The 20760-nt window shown below is 37.4% G+C and carries 19 protein-coding genes and 1 riboswitch; of the genes, 18 read left to right on the plus strand and 1 reads right to left on the minus strand.

All coding sequences use genetic code 11. From position 1 onward, the window contains the following. Window positions 1–133: 133 nt before the first annotated feature. Window positions 134–1888 (minus strand): Rqc2 family fibronectin-binding protein, encoded by a 1755-nt coding sequence (locus BMZ99_RS13225; protein WP_090937971.1) that lies wholly within the window; start codon window positions 1886–1888, stop codon window positions 134–136. Between the two features lie 166 nt (window positions 1889–2054). On the opposite strand from BMZ99_RS13225, the gene BMZ99_RS13230 reads away from it, so the two are divergent. From BMZ99_RS13230 to BMZ99_RS13315, 18 genes are all read left to right on the plus strand, one after another. After that, complete coding sequence (locus BMZ99_RS13230) at window positions 2055–4805, plus strand: calcium-transporting P-type ATPase, PMR1-type (protein WP_090937974.1); 2751 nt, start codon at window positions 2055–2057, stop codon at window positions 4803–4805. Window positions 4806–4849: 44 nt separating this feature from the next. After that, a complete protein-coding gene (gene dapF, locus BMZ99_RS13235; protein WP_090937979.1) occupies window positions 4850–5686 on the plus strand; it encodes a diaminopimelate epimerase in 837 nt (278 codons plus the stop codon). 153 nt (window positions 5687–5839) lie between these two features. Next, window positions 5840–6439, plus strand: a complete 600-nt coding sequence (locus BMZ99_RS13240) for a hypothetical protein (protein WP_090937982.1) — start codon at window positions 5840–5842, stop codon at window positions 6437–6439. A 137-nt stretch (window positions 6440–6576) separates the two neighbouring features. Continuing rightward, on the plus strand, window positions 6577–7461 hold the full coding sequence (locus BMZ99_RS13245) for a YicC/YloC family endoribonuclease (protein ID WP_090937985.1): 885 nt from the start codon (window positions 6577–6579) through the stop codon (window positions 7459–7461). A gap of 41 nt (window positions 7462–7502) precedes the next feature. Continuing rightward, window positions 7503–7769 (plus strand): extracellular matrix/biofilm regulator RemA, encoded by a 267-nt coding sequence (gene remA / locus BMZ99_RS13250; protein WP_007934670.1) that lies wholly within the window; start codon window positions 7503–7505, stop codon window positions 7767–7769. A gap of 24 nt (window positions 7770–7793) precedes the next feature. Then, on the plus strand, window positions 7794–8408 hold the full coding sequence (gene gmk / locus BMZ99_RS13255; protein WP_090937988.1) for a guanylate kinase: 615 nt from the start codon (window positions 7794–7796) through the stop codon (window positions 8406–8408). Window positions 8409–8428: 20 nt separating this feature from the next. Beyond that, complete coding sequence (rpoZ, locus tag BMZ99_RS13260) at window positions 8429–8635, plus strand: DNA-directed RNA polymerase subunit omega (RefSeq protein ID WP_090937991.1); 207 nt, start codon at window positions 8429–8431, stop codon at window positions 8633–8635. 9 nt (window positions 8636–8644) lie between these two features. After that, window positions 8645–9841, plus strand: coding sequence for a bifunctional phosphopantothenoylcysteine decarboxylase/phosphopantothenate--cysteine ligase CoaBC (coaBC, locus tag BMZ99_RS13265; RefSeq protein WP_090937995.1), 1197 nt, complete (start codon window positions 8645–8647; stop codon window positions 9839–9841). 56 nt (window positions 9842–9897) lie between these two features. Then, a riboswitch (SAM riboswitch) is annotated at window positions 9898–10001 on the plus strand. A gap of 61 nt (window positions 10002–10062) precedes the next feature. Further along, complete coding sequence (gene metK / locus BMZ99_RS13270) at window positions 10063–11253, plus strand: methionine adenosyltransferase (protein ID WP_090937997.1); 1191 nt, start codon at window positions 10063–10065, stop codon at window positions 11251–11253. A gap of 224 nt (window positions 11254–11477) precedes the next feature. After that, the gene (priA, locus tag BMZ99_RS13275) at window positions 11478–13910 is read left to right on the plus strand and encodes a primosomal protein N' (protein ID WP_090938001.1); all 2433 of its coding nucleotides are present in this window, start codon (window positions 11478–11480) and stop codon (window positions 13908–13910) included. A gap of 41 nt (window positions 13911–13951) precedes the next feature. Beyond that, a complete protein-coding gene (def, locus tag BMZ99_RS13280) occupies window positions 13952–14446 on the plus strand; it encodes a peptide deformylase (protein WP_090938168.1) in 495 nt (164 codons plus the stop codon). Between the two features lie 5 nt (window positions 14447–14451). Then, the gene (fmt, locus tag BMZ99_RS13285) at window positions 14452–15393 is read left to right on the plus strand and encodes a methionyl-tRNA formyltransferase (RefSeq protein ID WP_090938004.1); all 942 of its coding nucleotides are present in this window, start codon (window positions 14452–14454) and stop codon (window positions 15391–15393) included. A gap of 13 nt (window positions 15394–15406) precedes the next feature. Further along, entirely contained in the window at window positions 15407–16174 is a 768-nt protein-coding gene (locus BMZ99_RS13290) for a DUF116 domain-containing protein (protein ID WP_090938008.1), read from the plus strand. 19 nt (window positions 16175–16193) lie between these two features. Beyond that, entirely contained in the window at window positions 16194–17525 is a 1332-nt protein-coding gene (gene rsmB, locus BMZ99_RS13295; RefSeq protein WP_090938173.1) for a 16S rRNA (cytosine(967)-C(5))-methyltransferase RsmB, read from the plus strand. Between the two features lie 8 nt (window positions 17526–17533). Further along, the gene (rlmN, locus tag BMZ99_RS13300; protein WP_090938011.1) at window positions 17534–18577 is read left to right on the plus strand and encodes a 23S rRNA (adenine(2503)-C(2))-methyltransferase RlmN; all 1044 of its coding nucleotides are present in this window, start codon (window positions 17534–17536) and stop codon (window positions 18575–18577) included. Between the two features lie 221 nt (window positions 18578–18798). Beyond that, window positions 18799–19563 carry an FhaA domain-containing protein gene (locus BMZ99_RS13305; protein ID WP_090938014.1) on the plus strand — a complete coding sequence of 255 codons (765 nt, stop codon included), beginning with the start codon at window positions 18799–18801 and terminating at the stop codon, window positions 19561–19563. After that, window positions 19564–20034, plus strand: coding sequence for an FHA domain-containing protein (locus BMZ99_RS13310; protein ID WP_090938017.1), 471 nt, complete (start codon window positions 19564–19566; stop codon window positions 20032–20034). It abuts the gene before it with no gap. A 6-nt stretch (window positions 20035–20040) separates the two neighbouring features. After that, window positions 20041–20760 carry a Stp1/IreP family PP2C-type Ser/Thr phosphatase gene (locus tag BMZ99_RS13315; protein ID WP_090938020.1) on the plus strand — a complete coding sequence of 240 codons (720 nt, stop codon included), beginning with the start codon at window positions 20041–20043 and terminating at the stop codon, window positions 20758–20760.

Here is a 20760-nt window from a genome sequence, read left to right on the forward strand (position 1 = left end):
TCCTCCGAAAGATTTAATACTATTGATTATAAACTCAAAAATACCCCTTGTATTGGACTTTTTCTAAAATGTCCAATACAAGGGGCTCAGTTCATAATGGCTAGCAAAGGTCTTTAATATTTGATAAAGATTATTAGTTTTTTATTAATGATGCAACTGTTTTTTCATCGGGTGTGATATAAATTGTATTTTGGTGATCGTAAATGACAAAGCCGGGTTTAGCACCAGTTGGTTTTTTTACATAACGTCGTTGGGTATAGTCAACAGGGACATTGGATGATTGATTCGCTTTACTATAGTAGGCAGCTAAGTGAGCGGCTGCTTCAATAGACTGTAGGGTGGGATTTTGAGAACCGGATCTTAAAATAACATGAGATCCTGGGATATCCTTAGTATGGAACCAGATATCATTATGTTGCGCCTGCTTAAAGGTGACAATATCATTTTGACGATTGTTTTTTCCAATTAATATGGTTAATCCTTCTGGGGTTACGGCTGTTAGCGGAGAGGAAGGAGGGATGGGCATACGACGTTTCGTTGCTTTTTTTAGATAGCCTGCGTTAATCAATTCTTCTCGAATATCACCAAGTTCAGAGCTATCAATAGCATGTTCAAGAGAAAAGGTGATACTTTCAAGATAGGCTATTTCTTCTATGCATTGACGTAGTTGTCCATCCAAAGATTCTTTAGCACGTTTTAATTTATTATACTTTGTATAATAAGACTGAGCATTTTCTAATGGTGAAAGCCTTGTATTAAAATTTATAGTTATTTTGTTGTCATCTAGTGAGTGGCTATATAAATTTTCCAAGGTAACTGTATCTTGATCTTGCGGCAAGTTATAGAGGTTTGCCATTAGAATATCACCGCATTCACGAAAGAAATCGGCATTGTCTGCATCAGCTAATTCTTGTATAAGAATTAGCTTTTTACGCTGCAAACGATTGTTTTCTTCGATGACAAGTTTTGATAAAATCGTCTGTTCAGGGAGCTGCTTTTTTCCGGAAAGGCTGTCTGTAAATTCAACTGCCTGACTCATAGTAGAGAAGTTGTGAACTGTGCATTTAGAAGCTAGATGTTCTAATGGAAAAGAGGAAATGCCAACAAGTTCGCCTTCTATATTAGTCATGACAGTGGGGAGCGATTCTCCCGATTTTATGTAAGTAATAATACTTTGTATTGCTTCATTTAATGCAAGTATATCTACATTGTCTAAGCTACGAGTGGCAATATCACTAGGTAAACCTGCTCTCCAAAGAATTTCCTTGGCAGTTATAGGACCAATGCCGATTCCTACCTGAATCATAGCTTTCGTGACAAGAGGTGTTGCTAGAGCTGTTATTGTATTGAAAAAATCAGATAGGGGCGCATTCAATACATTTAAACGCATTTGCCCAGGAGGAAATGTATATTCCATTCGAGGTAAGACTTGTCGTGAACGGCTTAAATTTGCGCCAATTCTTTTTATCGCATCCAGTATAATGTTATTTTGTTTGAGAATAATGTTACTATGTTTACCCATTAATTCTACTGTTAATTCTTTTGTTGTAATCGTGCCGTCTTCACCACGAAAATCAATAGAAATTAGTGCAATGCGATCAAGGCTATGCTGGTTGATGCCAGCAATACGTCCTCCCTCTAAGTGCTTTCGTAATAACATGCAAAAAGCTGGTGGTGTTGCTGGATTTTCCAAGGTTGCTTCAGTTAAATGGATACGGGGATGCTTAGGATTGACAGAGATGAGTAAGCGGAGATTTTCATTGCTCTGTCTAACCCAAAAAAGTAATGTGTATTTATCGGGCTGAAAGATTTTATCAATTCTGCCACCTGTAAGTTTATTATTTAATTCGATTAACAATGTTGATAGAGATAATCCATCTAGAGCCATATGACAGCCTCCATTTAATAAAATACGTACCATGATTCCTACTTCTAACTATGTCTTGTAATTTTCACTAGTATACCATTTTGCTATTGGACGGTCAATTTAGGTCTAATTAGAGGGGAAAGAGAATAACATGAATAAAAAAAGCACATGGTAGCGAGGTGGCATAGTGGCTGATAAATGGTATACGCGTACAGCGCAAGAAGCAATTGAATTTTGGAGAACAGATCCACATGATGGTTTGACTTCAAGTGAAGTAAAAAGTAGAATTGCTGAATTTGGCTATAATGAAATGGTTGAAAAAGAAAAGACACCATGGTGGAAACGATTTTTTGCCCAATTTCAGGATTTTATGGTTTTAGTTTTGTTAGCGGCTACGCTCATTTCAGCATTCTTAGGAGAATATGTCGATTCAGCAACGATTTTAGCAATTGTAATGATCAATGCTGTATTAGGCTTTGTTCAGGAACATCGAGCAGAAAAATCAATGGCAGCCTTAAGGACAATGGTTGCACCAGTAGCTCATGTCATTCGTAATGGTATACTGCAGCAAGTAAAAGCGCGAGAAATGGTGCCAGGTGACATTATGGCTTTAGAATCTGGAGATCGCATTGCTGCTGATGCCAGATTAATAGATGTGAAGAATATGGAAGTGGATGAAGCTACTTTAACCGGTGAGTCCATGCCTGTACGAAAAAACGTAGATAAAGAATATAAGGAAACTAGTTCTTTGGGTGATCGTAAGAATATGGTGTATGCTGGAACCAGTATAGTTAAAGGTCGAGGTAAGGCTGTAGTTTGCGCTACAGGCATGGCAACTGAGGTGGGACATATTGCTCATATGATTCAGGATGTGGAACATGAAAGTACACCGCTAGAACGACGCCTAGAGTCTTTAGGGCGTTGGTTAGTATGGGGGTGCTTACTGATTTGTGTAGTAGTCGTTGTGGCAGGCGTGCTTAAAGGGGAACCATTATTACTAATGTGTATGGCAGGAATTAGTTTGGCAGTAGCTGCGATTCCGGAAGGATTGCCAGCCATCGTTACAGTTGCATTGGCTTTAGGTGTACAGCGTATGATAAAGCGCAATGCCATTATTAGAAAGCTACCTGCTGTTGAGACGCTTGGCTGTACAACGGTAATTTGTTCCGACAAAACTGGAACTCTTACTCAAAATGCTATGACCGTAAAGAAAATTTTTACATCTGGGAATATTTATGAAGTAACCGGTACTGGCTATGAAATAAAGGGAAATTTTTTATTAAACAAGCAGGATTTTGATCCTACAAAGGATAAATGTTTATTACATTGCCTAGAAATTGGTGTATTGTGTAATAATAGTATTCTAAAGCATAATAATATAGGGATAACGGGTTTGTGGCGTCGTGACGCGAAGGGCGGCTGGTCTATTGAAGGTGATCCAACAGAAGGTGCTATTGTGATTGCCGCTGCTAAAGCCAACATATGGCGTTTAGCAGCCGAAAAACATCAGCAGCGATTAGCTGAAATTCCTTTTGAGTCAGAGCGATGCCGGATGTCGGTTATTTATGAGAAAAACAATCGAAATGTCATTTATGTGAAGGGTGCCCCGGATATCATTTTAGATATGTGCCAGCATTATAGCACTAATAAAGGAGAAGTCCTGCTGACGTCAGAAAAAAAAGCTGAAATACTGACAGCCAATGAAAACATGACAGACCAAGCTCTTAGAGTATTAGCAGTTGCATATCGCCAGTTAACTAAGGTAGAAGCTAGTCATGTCAGTGAAGAACTGGAAAAAGACTTGGTTTTCGTAGGCCTGATTGGAATGATCGATCCTCCGCGCCAAGAAGTCAAACCGGCGATTGCGTTATGCCGCCAAGCTGGCATAACGACAGTTATGATTACGGGGGATCATCGCAACACGGCTGTAGCGATTGCCAAAGAACTGCAAATTTTTAAAGAAGACAAAAATCAGGCTCTGACTGGTACCGAACTTGATGAATTAGACGATACGGAGTTAACTGCCATTATTAATCATGTTACCGTCTATGCACGTGTATCTCCTGCCCACAAATTACGTATTGTAAAAGCTTTAAAGCGGAAGGGGCATATCGTTGCAATGACTGGTGATGGTGTAAACGATGCACCAGCAATAAAGGAAGCGGACATTGGCATTGCAATGGGAACGGCTGGGACTGATGTCACAAAAGAGGCTGCTTCTATGGTGCTAGCCGATGATAACTTTGCAACGATTGTTGCTGCTGTGGAAGAGGGACGTGGCATTTATGATAATATTCGTAAATTTATTCGCTATTTGTTATCCTGTAATTTAGGTGAAGTACTTACGATGTTTATTGCGACCATTGCAGGATTACCATTACCCTTATTGCCAGTGCAAATTTTATGGGTTAATTTAGTGACAGATGGTTTGCCAGCAATGGCATTAGGTGTTGATCCTAATAATCATGACATTATGAATCGGTCGCCGAGAAATCCGAAAGAAAGTGTATTTTCTCGTGGACTTAGCCACAAGATTATTACCCGAGGTTTACAAATTGGTATGAGTACGGTATTTGTTTTTGCTATGGTGTACTTTTTAAAGAATGATTTAGCAGAAGCAAGAACGATGGCTTTTTGTACGTTAGTGTTCTCTCAAATGTTTCATGTGTTTGATTGTCGTTCAGAAGTATACAATGTCTTTGAAATTGGGATATTTAAAAATCAATACTTGATATTAGCAACCTTCTGTTCTCTTTTAATGCAGTTACTAGTTATTTATCATCCATTTATGCAAGGAGTATTTGCTACTGTTCCGCTAGGGGTAGAAGATTGGATCGTTATTTTAGTTGTTTCAGGGTGGACATTTATCATAAGTGCTGTAAGGCATTTGTTTTTCCGCAGACGTGTATCACGTTCTGCTTTTGGGCGGGTACATTAAATATATTAAATATATTATTTAATTCATAGTGAGGAGAATATAAGATGAAGTTTAATTTTAGCAAATGGCATGGACTAGGTAATGATTTTGTGATTGTGAATGGATTTGAAGAAACAATTAGCAATTACAATGAAATGGCAATTCAGGTTTGTGATCGATATTTTGGAATCGGTGCAGATGGGTTAGTCGTTATTTTACCTTCAGCAGTAGCTGATTTTCAAATGCGAATTTTTAATTCAGATGGTAGTGAGGCTGAAATGTGTGGCAATGTTACACGGTGCATTGCACGGTATGTTTTTGAATATGGTTTAACGAATAAGAAAAAAATTACTTTAGAAACGAAAGCTGGTCTTATCAAGCCAGAATTAATCTTTATTGATGGAGTGCTCAGTACTATACGGGTTGACATGGGAGAACCGCGTCTGAAGCGCGGGGAATTGCCGATGGTTGGTAATGAAGATGAGCAGGTTGTTAATGAGGTTTTAGAAATAGATGGCACTGAATATCGAATCACTGGTGTGTCAATGGGAAATCCTCATTGTATCCTTTTTGTTGATGATATTGCTGGCATTAATCTAAGTGATATTGGAGCTAAAATCGAAACGAATGCTGTCTTTCCCAAGAAAACGAATGTAGAGTTTGTGCAAGTATTAAATAAACAAAACTTACGTATGCGTGTTTGGGAGAGAGGGGCTGGTGTTACTATGGCTTGTGGTACAGGTGCTTGCGCTACTTTAGTTGCTGCCGTATTAAATGGTAAAACAGATCGTCAGGCTACTGTTGAATTAGATGGGGGACAATTACTGATTGAATGGGGGTTAGATAATCATATCTATATGTCTGGTCCTGCAGTAGAAGTTTTTCGGGGAACATACTTATAATCTTATCTGAATCAAGCTTTTTTATAGAAAGTAAGAAATCCAACTTCTTTAAACGTATGAAGTTGGATTTCTTTATCTCCTTACCTGTCTAAAGAGAACTTTATAGTTATCATTTGTGCTTTAAAATTATACTTCGTGAAATGAGGTGCTAAAATGAAATCTTTTATTTTGACAATTATTTTTTTCTTACTATTGGTTACTCAAACATTAGCGATCTCTCCTATCAATCAAGGTATCATTAAAGAGGCACAAGATCATGCTAAATTAAAAATTAAAGATTCGTTGCAAGAATTTTTGTTTCCATGGATAGCTTATGAAGAAAAAGCTGAAAAATTAAATGCCAAGACAGAGCATTCCTATTTATATACTCCTTATTTATTAATTGCTACAGATGCTAGGGAGAAAATTTTAAAGGGACATGATGTTACTATAGTTGAAAGTGAAGAAGTATTGGAAAATTATTCTGGATTATTGAGTTTTAGCACTTTGCTGTTTGGGGAGAAAGAAGATTTTGCGAAAGATGCAAGTGTTGTTATAAAACAAGCTACAAATATAATTAAGGCATATCAAATGATAATACCAGCAGAAGGAGAAAAAGTATATCTGGATAAAGGACAAACCGTATTTAATGCCCAATGTTACTTTTATTTCTTTGAAAGAGACATTAGGCTTGATCGCCCTATAGTATTATCGATTATAACTACTGATCAGAAAGAACATAATTTTTATTTTGATTTGGGAACAATGAAGTAGTCATATTAAAACCTTCACGTATCGATATTCAATGAAAAAGGGATTTTAGAGAAGTATGGAGAAGTATTTATAAAAGAATTGGATAATTGTGATTTTATCGTTAATAATAACATCCGTAAAGAGAGGAGCCAATTTACGTGATTAAAAGTATGACTGGTTTTGGACGTGGTGAATTTCAGGATAGTGAGCATCGGCTCATTGTAGAAATTAAAGCAGTAAATCATCGTTATAATGAGATTGTTATTCGAATGCCGAAAAATCTTGGTCCACTTGAGGATAAAATCCGGCGTAGCGTGTCAAGTATGCTTGTGAGAGGTCGGATTGATGTTTTTATAACGATGGATGAATATGCGCAAAAGAAAAAAGCGGTACGAATTGACAAAGAGCTGGCAATAGCCTATAATAATGCTTTAAAAGATTTAGGAGATTTATTTTCTATATCGGTAAATGATAATGTTTTGCAGATTGCTAAATTTCCGGATGTGGTTAAGGTTGAAGAAGTAACTGAAGATGTTTTAGCTTTGTGGCCAAAGTTACATCAGGCAGTTGACATGGCATTGATGAATCTTATGAGCATGCGCTTAGCGGAAGGACGAAATATTCAGCAGGATTTAACATTACGTATTACAGATATTGAATCCTATATCACTGCTGTAGAAAAACGTGCTCCGCAAGTTTTAGTTGAATATAAAGAGAAAATACTAGGTCGTATGCGAGAATTGCTAGCTACGATCGGTGAAGAACCTGATGCTGGTCGCCTGTTACAAGAAGCAGCTATATTTGCGGATCGCACCAGTATTACAGAAGAGTTAGTGCGTTTAAAAAGTCATTTAACTCAGTTTCGAGCTGCATTGAGTGCTGATGATGCAGTTGGCAGAAAATTAGATTTTATTGTGCAGGAAATTAACCGTGAAACTAACACAATTGCTTCTAAAGCCAATGATTTTAATGTTGCTAACATTGTAGTCGAAATAAAAAGTGAAATCGAGAAGGTCAGAGAGCAAATTCAAAACATAGAGTAAGATAAAGATAAATTGGGATACAAACATAAGGGGGATTTTTTGTGGAAATTAAACTTATTAATATTGGTTTTGGTAACATTGTGTCTGCCAATCGAATTATATCAATAGTGAGCCCTGAATCGGCACCAATCAAAAGGATTATTCAAGAGGCCCGTGATCGGGGAATGTTAATTGATGCAACATATGGACGTCGTACCCGGGCAGTGATTATAACCGATAGTGATCATGTTATTTTATCGGCAGTACAGCCAGAAACAGTAGCGCATCGTCTTGCCAGCAAAGAAACGAGTGAAGACACTGCAGAATAGCAGAAATTGAAAGGAGTAGCAGCTGTGGCAAAAGAAGGAATTTTACTTGTGTTATCTGGTCCATCGGGAGCAGGTAAGGGGACAATTTGTCAAGAATTGCTACGTACTTATCCTGGGTTACATTATTCTATATCGGCTACTACACGCAAAGCCCGTGTTGGAGAAGAACATGGAGTTAACTATTGGTTTGTATCTCATGACGAGTTTCAAAATATGATTCAAGAGGATGAACTCTTAGAGTGGGCTGAGGTTTATGGGAATTTTTATGGAACACCCTGTCATCAAGTAAAAAAATTACTAAATGATGGCAAGGATGTTGTCTTAGAAATTGATGCACAGGGAGCTACGCAGATTAAGAAGAAATTTCCGCAAGGTGTATTTGTCTATATAGCACCGCCATCTTTAGATGAATTGGCTAATCGCATACATAAACGAGGGACAGATAGCTTAGATGTAATCAAAAATAGGTTAAGTTGTGCTAATAATGAATTGTCATATGTACATAATTATAATTATGTAGTAGTCAATGATAAGGTGCAAGCGGCAACGAATAAAGTGGCTGCTATTATTACAGCCGAAAAATGTCAAGTAATACGAAATTGTAATATAGTAAAAGAAATTTTAACGAATATCAAATAAATATATTTAGGGGGACTACTATGATATATCCATCATTAGATGTATTAGTTACTAAAGTTGATAGTAAATACACTTTAGTGGTACTTGCGGCAAAACGAGCTCGTGAGATTATGGATGGAGCGGCTTCTTTAGTTGAGAGTAAATCCAATAAACAGGTGACGATTGCTTTAGAAGAAGTAGCGCAAGACAAGATTTCCTATGAACGGACCAAAAGTGGTATAAAATAGGAGGTTTCCATGCTGAAAGGAAAAAATATTGTAGTTGGTGTTGCTGGTGGCATCGCTGCTTATAAAATAGTAGATCTTGTAAGTCAGTTAAAAAAGCAAGGTGCAAATATATATGTTATCATGACTCAGTCAGCGGCTAACTTTGTTACGCCGTTGACTTTTCGTGAAATCAGTGGACAGCCCGTTGTTGTTGATATGTGGGCTGAAGTTGTCAATTGGAATGTTGAGCATATTGCTTTAGCGAGTAGAGCAGATTTATTCATATTAGCACCTGCCACAGGCAATCTGATTGGTAAAATAGCAAATGGTATTGCTGATGATATGTTGACAACTACGGTAATGGCAACGACTGCCCCGGTTTTATTTGTTCCAGCTATGAACACCAATATGTATTTGAATCCGATCGTTCAAAAAAATATCAGTAATTTAACAGACTTAGGATATCATTTTACAGTACCAGAGAGTGGGATGTTAGCATGTGGTGTCGAGGGAATAGGTCGATTACCTGATTCTAAGGTAATTTTAGAAAAAGTTAATCAGTTGATAGTTGTCCAAAATGATTTTGCAGGTAAAAAAGTTTTGATTACTGCTGGTGGTACGAAAGAGGCGATTGATCCTGTAAGATATATTGGTAATCGCTCTAGCGGTAAGATGGGATATGCTTTAGCAAGTGCTGCCGCTGCAAGAGGAGCAACTGTTACGTTAATATCAGGGCCCACCAATTTAAAAGCTGCTTGTGGAATTAAGGTTGAATATGTAGAAGCCGCATCAGATATGAGGGCGGCTGTATTGTCACACTATAATGAGAGTGACATTGTGATCAAAGCTGCTGCTGTAGCCGATTATCGTCCTCAAGCTACTGCAGAACACAAAATTAAGAAGACTGGCGATACGTTACAGCTTGTGTTAGAAAAAAACCCTGATATTCTACTAGAACTTGGTCAGTTGAAAAAAAAGCAGATGTTAATTGGTTTTGCTGCGGAAACTCAGCAGTTGGTTCTTCATGCGCAAGAGAAACTAGCCAAAAAAAATCTAGATATGATTATTGCTAATGATGTATCTGTTCCAGGTGTTGGGTTTAATGCAGATCACAATATAGCGAAAGTGCTATATCGTGATGGACGGATTGAAGAGTTATCCAAAATGTCCAAAGAACATATGGCAAACATTATTTTGGATAAAATTCTCTCAGAATGTCGAAAATAGGTTGATTTCTTCATTATTTTACATTAATATTTAATTTGATATAATTTTATATGACATGCTCATCAAGAGTTGGTGGAGGGATTGGCCCAATGAAACCGCGGCAACCATTTGGAAATCCAAAACGGTGCCAATTCCTGTGGAAGAATCCGCAAGATGGGAGAGTGTAAGCACCCTCCCTATGGGTGTTTTTTATTGTTTATTAATAAATGGGGGTATGATTTGTGAAGAAAAAGAGAGTTTTATTTACATCAGAATCAGTTACTGAAGGCCATCCAGATAAAATAGCAGATCAAATTTCAGATAGTGTATTAGATGCAATCATGGCAAAAGATCCAATGGGACGTGTAGCTTGTGAAACGCTCATTACGACAGGACAAGTACATGTAGTTGGTGAAATTACTACAAGTTGCTATGTGGATATTCCGAAAATTGTACGTGACACGGTGAAAGAAATTGGCTATACTCGTGCAAAATATGGTTTTGATGGAGATACATGTGGTGTTTTGGTTTCTATCGGAGAACAATCAGCTGATATTGCTTTAGGCGTTGATAAGTCTTTTGAGGCCAAACGAGGTCAAATGGATGAAATTGAATCCATTGGGGCTGGTGACCAAGGAATGATGTTTGGTTATGCTACCAATGAAACTCCTGAATACATGCCATTGACAATCGCTTTAGCTCATAAGTTGGCTCGTCGTTTAGCAGAGGTACGCAAAAATGAGGAAGTAAGTTATCTGCGCCCTGACGGAAAAACTCAAGTTACAGTAGAGTACGAAGATGGTAAACCTCTTCGCGTTGATACCATTGTTATCTCGACCCAACATGGCCCTGAAGTTGAACTGGCAACCATTGAAAAAGATCTGATTGAGAAAGTAATTGCTCCGATTGTTCCAGCAGAATTATTAGATGAGAAAACCAAATACTATATTAATCCGACAGGTCGTTTTGTAATCGGTGGACCACAAGGTGATGCTGGCTTAACCGGCCGAAAAATAATTGTTGATACTTATGGTGGAATGGCTCGTCATGGTGGTGGTGCTTTCTCTGGTAAAGATTGTACCAAAGTTGATCGCTCTGCAGCTTATGCTGCACGTTATGTAGCTAAAAATGTTGTTGCAGCAGGATTGGCAGATAAATGTGAAATTCAGCTAGCCTATGCTATTGGTATGGCTCATCCAGTATCGATTATGGTAGAAACTTTTGGGACTGCTAAGGTGGATGAGGATGTAATTGCTGAGCTTATTAAAAAGCATTTTGATTTGCGTCCGGCTGGTATTATTAAAGCGTTAGACTTACGCCGCCCTATCTATCGCCAAACCGCAGCTTATGGACATTTTGGTCGTACAGATGTGAATTTACCATGGGAAAGGACCGATAAAGCAGAAATTCTTCGTAAAGAGGCTAATCTATAAGTAATATGTTAGCTCTTTTAACAGGATTTTTCTGAATGTCATGGAAATTGTATATGCTATAGCCAAAAAGAGGGAACAATGAGCTTCCCTCTTTTTAATTTTATGATAATTATGAGACAAAAATCCAGCTATACGCTGCAATATCATGTTAAGATATAATAGGCAAGCTAATCCTTTAAAAGGAATACTTTTAAAAGACTATTTAATAGCGAATGGTGGTAAATATGCAACGTATTGCTCAAGTTCTAATAAACATTACAACTAAAAATATTAATAAAGCATTTTCTTATAGTATTCCTGAACATTTAGATTATGTTGATGCAGGATGGCGTGTTTTAGTACCTTTTGGAAATCGTAAATTAGAAGGTTTTGTTATTGCTATTATAATAGAGGAAGACTCGAGTAGTATTGAGTTAAAGCCAATTATCGATATACTAGATAATGACAGATGGTTTGATGAGCATATGATGAATACTGCTAGATGGATTAGTGAATATTATCTTTGTAATTTGGTAGATGCCATGCGTTTATTTATTCCAGGAAAATCGGGCGTGAAAAGTGTTGTTGCTTATTCCATCGAGATGGAAGTAGATACAGAAAAGGCATTGGTTGCCTTATCGGCTAAATATCCAGAATATAGTCAAGTATTGTCATATATAGAGATGCACAGTCCTATTCTTTCTGTTAAGCTAGAAAAGAAATTTGGCCCAAGCGTTTTAAAAGCGATAAGATACTTAGTGAGAAATAAGATCATATTCGCTGAATCCATTGCCAAAAGAATGGGTACACACCGTTATAAAACGGTAATAAGTTTACTAATGGATGCAAAAACAGCGCGAGAACAAATTAGCAAGTTGGCAAATAGACCAGCACAATGTCGTTTGCTGCAATATTTGATAGATCACGGGCAATTGGCATCTGATGAATTGAAAAAGAGTAATACCAGCCATGATACTGTAAAAAAATTAGTACAAGACGGCCTTATAAAACTTGAAAAAGTTCAAGTGCTACGTGATAGTTATGCTGATATATGTAAAGCAAAGAATGATATATCACTAACAATAGAGCAGCAGCAGGCATTAGAGAAAATTATGCTGAAAATGAAAGCAAAGGAGTTTCAATCTTTTTTACTGCATGGTATTACTGGCAGTGGAAAGACGCAGGTATATATTGAAGCGGTAGCGGCTGCGCGTCAAAAGAATCGCCAAGCTATTGTTCTTGTTCCTGAGATTGCTCTTACTAGTCAAATTGTATCAAGATTTAAAGCTAGATTTGGTAATGATGTTGTTGTAATGCATAGTAAATTGTCTACTGGTGAACGTTATGATGCTTGGCAGAGACTTCGAAGCAGGCAAGCTGGCATTGTAATTGGTGCACGTTCTGCTATTTTTGCTCCAGCGTCGGATCTTGGTATTATTATTATGGATGAAGAGCATGAATTTACGTACAAGCAAGAAGAAACACCTCGTTATCATACAAGACAAGTCGCTATTACGAGGGCTACATTGTCTGGAGCGGTGGTCATTATGGGCAGCGCTACGCCAGCGATAGAGACTTATTTTCAGACTCAAATGGGTCAACATACCTTGCTGCTTATGTCAAAACGCATTGCTAATGCAAATTTGCCTGAAGTCACTATCGTTGACATGCGAGAAGAATTGCGTAAGAAGAGACGAAATGTAATATCACTCTCCTTACAAGAACTACTGCAAGAGACTATAAGTCGTGGGGAACAAGCTATTATTTTACTAAATCGTCGTGGTTATGCTACCTTCGTCATGTGTCGGGAATGCGGACATATTGCACGTTGTAAGCATTGCGATATTTCTCTTGTGTACCATTCAGTAGGGAAGAAGCTGAAGTGTCACTATTGCCAGTGTATTGAAACGGTTCCGGATATTTGCCCTGAATGTAATAGCCGCTATATTCGGTTTTTTGGAACCGGAACTCAAAAGCTGCAAGAGGAAATAGTAACATTGTTTCCCCATATTCGCGTAGTGCGAATGGATCAGGATACAACAGGTGGAAGAATGGCCTATGATCGTATTTTAGAGGCATTTGCTAAAGGAGAATATGATCTTTTACTGGGGACACAGATGGTGGCTAAAGGGCATGACGTGAAAAATGTGACGGCTGTTGGCATTATAGCAGCTGATAGTATCTTAAATTTACCAGATTTTAGAGCAGCGGAGCGTGTATATGCGTTGCTGACTCAGGCAGCAGGTCGTGCAGGTCGCGGTGATAAAGCAGGAAAAGTCGTAGTACAGACTTATAATCCTGAACACTATGCAGTACAGGCAGGAGCCAATCAGGATTATCAAAGTTTTTATGAAGCTGAGATTGTGTATCGTAAAGCGCTTTGTTATCCACCTTATGGACAAATCATAAAATTAACAGTTCAGGCTAAAGAAGAAAGTATGGCTCGCAGCCAGGCTGATCAAATAATCAAAGAATTGCGAAGCTTAATGGCGGAAAGTAAGACTGTAGAAATAATAGGGCCATTTCCCGCTCCGATTGCCAAAGTCAATGATATATTTCGTATGAACATGATTATAAAAGCAAAGGATCTCGCTAGTGTGAGGACTCACATAACATCTATGGGATTAACCATACGTCCAGATGTTATGATTGATGTAGAACCTGTTAGTATCATGTAGAATAATTTGTTTAGTATAGGCGTGGATTTTTGTATAGTTCTATGATAAAATTTGGGCAGGATTTATCCAAGGTAGGAGGGTATTATAACTGTATGGAAATTAGAAAAGCTGGTGACAAAGTATTAAAAGAAATAGCTGAGCCTGTGGCTCGCGTTGATAAAAAAATAAGGAAACTTATTGATGATATGGCTCAAACTATGTATAATGCTGATGGAGTTGGATTAGCCGCTCCGCAGGTTGGCGTATCTCTTAGGGTTATTGTTTTGGATGTGGATAACGAGCTGATCGAATTAATAAATCCAATTATTATAAAAAGTGAAGGCTGTGAATTAGGTAATGAAGGATGTTTAAGTGTCCCTGGGGTTTTTGGTGAAGTTGAGAGGTTTTCTGAAGTTGCCGTTACAGGGTTAAATCGTTATGGTAAAAATATAACGATTACAGGGACTGGTTTGTTAGCTAGAGCCCTGCAGCATGAAATTGATCATTTGGATGGCATATTATTTATTGAAAAAGCAAAAACCATTCATAAGGGGTAATTGATATGTCAAAATTAAGAGTCGTATTTATGGGGACGCCAGATTTTGCTGTTCCTTGTTTAGATGCATTAGTTAAAGGAGAATATAATGTTGTTGCAGTGGTAACTCAGCCTGATCGACCTAAAGGGCGAGGACAAAAACTGGCAGAGTCCCCGGTGAAGCAGGCTGCAATTTCTTATAAAATACCTGTATTGCAACCTAATAAAGTAAAAGATCCTGGATTTCAAGACGTATTGTTTTCTTTAAAACCTGATATTATTGTTGTTGTTGCTTTTGGACAGTTATTGCCCAAAATGCTATTAGATTTACCTCCTTTGGGTTGTATAAATGTGCACGCATCTTTATTACCTTTATATCGGGGAGCTGCACCTATCCATTGGTCAATTATTAAAGGTGATAAAGTAACTGGTGTCACCACAATGTTTATGGATATTGGCATGGATACAGGGGACATGATATTAAAGGAGAAGGTATCCATTTCTGAAATGGATACTACTGGGGATATCCATGATAAGTTAAAAAATATTGGTGCCAAGGTGCTTAGTGAGACAATGAAATTAATTGTGGATAAGAAAGCTCCACGTCTTGCACAAAATAATGAAGAGGCTACCTATGCTTCTATGTTGACAAGGGAATTAGAACGTATCAATTGGCAAGAACCGGCAGTTGCCATTCATAATTTGGTTAGAGGTCTTAATCCCTGGCCTGGCGCTTATTGTTTCTATCAAGATAAAAACTTAAAAATCTGGCAAACTAGGATTTATCCAACAGATGATATAGTAACCCAGTCAGGGAGAATCGCTAAGATTACTGCAGAAGGTTTTGTAGTAGAAACAAGGCAGGGTTTGCTGGAAATTTTAGAAGTTCAGCCTGCCAGTAAGCGTCGTATGAGGGCAATTGATTTTATATGTGGTTATGGGTTACGGGTTGGCGATATCTTAGAATAGAAGGTGAATTTTCATGATAGAGGTGATGGCTCGTCCCAAGAAACGCTTGTTTTTGGCACTTATATTAGCTAGTTTGTTAGTGGCTACTCTTTCTACTTATGGATTGTGGATGGTAAGCTTCCCCGGATTAGCAAATATCAGCACTCACTTGCCGATTATTCTTGGCGTTTTCTTGGCATTATTTATCTTGGCTATTGGAATTGGAGTTGGTGGAATCATTCTAGCCATTTTAGGTTTTTCAACTCTAGCTTTATTCCAAGGACCTGCTTGGTCTGCTATTAATTTATTATTTCCTCTTGCCATTCGAATTGGTAAAATCTTTGATGTGGAAAAAGAAAGAGTCGAACGTTCCTTTATTGAAGTTAGTAATTACTTAATACAGCAAAAAAGAATTAAGGTTGCACCTGAGAAACTCTTAATTCTTACGCCACATTGTATTCAACAAGAGATGTGTCAGTATAAAGTGACTCACGATATTAGTAATTGCCGAAAATGTGGTGCTTGTCAGGTAGGGGATTTACTGACGATTTCAGAAAATTTTGGAGTACATGTTGCAATTTCTAATGGAGGGACATTAGCTCGTAAGGTGGTAAAGACATTACGTCCCCATGCTATTCTAGCCATAGCCTGTGAACGAGATTTAACAAGTGGTATTCAAGATGTGTTTCCGATTCCCGTTATTGGTGTATTGAATGAAAGGCCGAATGGACCATGTTGTAATACGCGAATTGATATGAAACGAGTTGAAAAAGCAGTACAAGATTTTATACTTAAAAAATAAAGATAGTAAAGGTGAACAAATGGACGCACGTGAAATTGCTCTTAAAATTATCAATGACGTGACAAGTAATCATGCTTATGCAAACATAGCCTTAGTGAGAGAACTTAATCGTCACAAGATTTCTGACCAGGACCGTCGATTTATTACAGAACTAGTATATGGTACGATTAAGGCCGGTGAAACCTTGGATTGGATGATTGGTCACTATGTAACTAGGTCATTAAATAAAGTTGCACCAGTTATTTTGAATATTTTACGTATGGGAATGTATCAGATCTTTTTCTTGTCCAAAGTTCCTGTATCCGCAGCTTGTAATCAAGCCGTAGAATTAACTAAAAAATATGGACATACTGGTACTGTAAAATTTGTAAATGCAGTGTTAAGGAATGCTGGTAGAGGACCTGAAAAAGTAATTTATCCTGACAGAGAAAAAGATATTGTCAAATTCTTAGCTTTAAAATATTTTCATCCTCAATGGATGGTGGGTCGATGGGTGAAACGTTTAGGCGCTGATGCTGCTGAAGAGTTATGTCAGATTAATAATGTGACTCCAGCTCTTTCGTTACGTACCAATACCCTGAAGAATACCAGAGAAGAGCTTTTGGATGTTTTGAATCAAGAAGGTGTAAGCGCGGAAGCCTCCGTATGGACTCCAGAAGGAATTGTATGTCATAGTTATCCAGCGCTTAGTACATTAAAGTCATTACGTGATGGATTATTTCAAATTCAAGATGAAAGCTCTATGCTAGTTGCTCACGTTCTGGCTCCTAAGCCAGGAGAGTTTATTATTGATGCTTGCGGTGCACCTGGAGGTAAGAGTACCCATATCGCAACATTAATGGAAAATAAGGGGCGGGTTTTGTCAACGGATGTTTATGAACATAAATTAGTTTTAACCAAGGAGAACGCTCAGCGATTAGGTCTGACGATTATTGATGTGCAGAGTCTGGATGCGACAACTTTAGGCGATCACTATACAAGACAAGCAGATAAAGTATTAGTGGATGCGCCTTGTTCTGGATTAGGAGTCTTACGGCGAAAGGCTGATTCTCGCTGGAGAAAGACTGAGGATATGTTTAAGGAATTACCGATATTGCAAATGGCAATTTTAAAAAGTGCTGCGGAATGTGTTAAATTGGGCGGCACCTTAGTATATAGTACTTGTACAACCGAGCCGGAAGAAAACCAAGAAGTTGTTGACAATTTTTTGAAGGAGAATCCGGATTTTGCTTTGCAGCATGCCGGGGAAATGTTTCCGGTTACAGAAAATAAGGCTGAGATGGTGCAGTTATGGCCGCATATTGATCATGTAGATGGATTTTTCATTTCTCGTTTAGTGCGAGTGAAATAGGTGAACAAATGAGTAACAATATTTTTGGAATGTTTATAGAGGAGATTGCAGCGGTCGTCCATCCCTATGGTTTGCCGAAGTACAGTGCTGGGCAAATTGCAAAATGGATGTATCAGGATGGAGTTTATGATTTTAAAGATATGACAAATATATCCAAAAAACATAGGGCATTATTAACGGAGCACTTTGTGATTCATTCTGTAACAGCGCGAGCTGTTGAACAATCATCAGACGGTAAAACTAGTAAATATTTGTTGGAGTTTCATGATGGAATGGCTGTAGAAACTGTTTTAATGAGACAGCATTATGGGAATAGTGTATGTATCTCAACTCAGGTTGGATGCGCCATGGGCTGTGTATTTTGTGCATCCACCTTAAATGGCGTTTCAAGAAATTTAACTGGTGGAGAAATGCTGGCCCAAGTTTTATTTATTAATAAAGTATTGCAGCAGGAAGGGAGCGCTGTGAATACCATTGTTATTATGGGATCAGGAGAACCCTTGGCCAATTATGACAATGTTTTAAATTTCATTAAATTATGTCATGCCGAATATAGCCTTCACTTAAGTTACCGAGGCATAACATTATCTACATCTGGTTTAGTGCCAGAAATAAACAGATTAGCAGCAGAGGGACTGCCTCTGACGCTGTCTATTTCTCTCCATGCATCGAATAACGAATTACGTTCTTTATTAATGCCAATTAATAATCGCTATTCTCTGCCGGAGGTTATGGCTGCAGGCGATTTTTATGCTGAACAAACAGGCAGACGAGTGACATACGAGTATATATTAATTGCTGATCTGAATGATAAGATAGAGCATGCTAAAGAGTTGGCAATTTTAATGAGGGGACGTCTAGCCAATGTTAATTTGATTCCCGTTAATCCAGTAATTGAGCGTGGATTATTACGACCTGACAGCAAAACAATTCAACACTTTGAGAAAATTCTTCTTGAAAGAAGAATTAACGTTACAGTTCGTCGTGAAATGGGAACAGATATACGCGCTGCCTGTGGGCAGCTTCGAAATAAAGTTTTAAATGATAATTAAAAGCTAAGAAAAAATAGCATCTTGACTTTCTTATAATCACAAGTATCTATAATTTCTTATAAGGAAATAGTTGAGGTCTATACCTGCCAAATAAGGACTTGGTACAAGCCAAGTCCTTTTATGTTACTGATTTAAATGAAATGGGATAATATTACCTTATTTTGACTATGCTGATAATATAACGTATAATAAAATAGATTAATCTATGGTGAGGTAATAAAATGAAGTTTGTAAGAAGTTTAGAAAATATGTTTGAAAAATATATTGAAGGCTTTTTTAATAAAAAATTTTCCAGTGGGTTACAGCCTATTGAAATTGGTAAGCAATTAGTTAGGACAATGGATGATGAAAAAACAGTGGGTATTTCTAAAACCTATGTTCCTAATTTATACATCGTTTATTTAAATAATGCAGATTACAGTCGAATCGTTTCTTATAGCCAGACGATTTGCAAAGAGTTATCCCTTTATATAGCAGATCAGGCAGAGCAAAGGCAATATACGATTATGGGTACACCTGTAATCGAATTTAATGAGGATATAGCGGTTACAAAAGGTAATTTCCGCGTGGTTAGTTTCTTTAGTGAACCACTGCCAGAAGAAAATAAGTTAGAAAGTGAAGATCTTGGATGTCTTGCTTCGGATACACGTGTGTTTGATAAAGTAGAATGTAACATGATCGGTAGGGAACCATGTTTATTAGGGACATTAAAAGTTTTAGAAGGGCCTGATATAGGAGTAAAAGTTGATGTAAAGAATAATCGAGTGAATATTGGTCGAAGGGCCAGTAATGAATTACCTCTTACGGATTTAAACACATCTCGTTTACAAGCTTATGTGATTGTAGAGAATAAAAATCACATCTTATATGATGCTAAAAGCCTTAATGGCACATATGTTAATGATCATCGGATTATGCGTAAAGAATTAGAAAATGGTGATCATATAAAAATAGGTAATACTGTTATTTTATATGAGGTGAATTAAATGCCTAATAAGGAGGCTATTTTCAACTATATTGGAATAGTATTACAATATAGTTTACTAGGATTAATCTATTATTTTTTAAGCAAAGTCATAAAAATTATATACACAGATTTAGACCGATCAGGACAAAAAAAAATATCTATAGGAAATGAAGGCAATCAATCTAATTTTCGTAAGCGGGCTAACCTGCTTGTTGTTGATAGCGGGCATATTCAATTATCCCAGAATAGTTTTTTTTTAGATGATATTACATATCTTGGACGTAATGAGCAAAATGAAATTATCATTGATGATTCATTTGTATCTCATGAACATGCTAGTATAAATAAAGGACAGCAAGGATATTTGCTGACAGATTTGAACAGTACCAATAAAACGTATTTAAATGGTCAGCCTATAGTGGAGGCGACTTTATTGAAAAATGGTGATTTAATTAAAATTGGAGCGGTAACATTTAGCTTTAAGGGGTGAGGGGTATTGCTAGCACATGTAATTTCTGATATTGGGTTGGTTAGAGAAACAAATGAAGATAGCTATATCTGTGATCCGCCGCATTTATTTATTGTGGCGGATGGCATGGGAGGCCATGTGGCTGGAGAAATTGCAAGTAAGCTTGCAATAAGCACAGTTAATGGTTATATTCAAGAGCATGTGGGGAAGGATAATCTTGAAATATTGTTAAAAGACGCGATAATACAGGCAAATACCTCAATATATCAAATGGCACTATCTAAAGAAGAGTTTAGTGGTATGGGAACCACTGTTACAGCTTCTTATATAGATGGAGATACAATATACTGGGGTCATGTTGGCGATAGTCGTATGTATCTCTTGCGTAATGGGAAACTTAATCAACTAACAAATGATCATTCCTTAGTTTGGGAATTGGTTCAAAGTGGTAACATAACTAGAGATGAGGCTTATGTTCATCCTAAGAGGAATTTGTTAACTCGTGCAGTTGGTACTAGTTGCCTTATTACAGTTGATACTGGTTTTGTACAATGGAAACCAGGTGATATTGTATTAATGTGTACAGATGGATTAACAAATATGGTTAGTGAGCAGAATATCTGTACACTAATGCAGAAGACAGATTGTGAAATTTCTTCTATTGTAGAAGAATTAGTAAATCAGGCTAAAGATGCTGGTGGGTTTGATAATATTACTGTGATCTTGTTAAAAAACGAGGACCTATAG

This window comes from Pelosinus propionicus DSM 13327 (assembly GCF_900114615.1).
GTDB lineage: Bacteria > Bacillota > Negativicutes > DSM-13327 > DSM-13327 > Pelosinus > Pelosinus propionicus.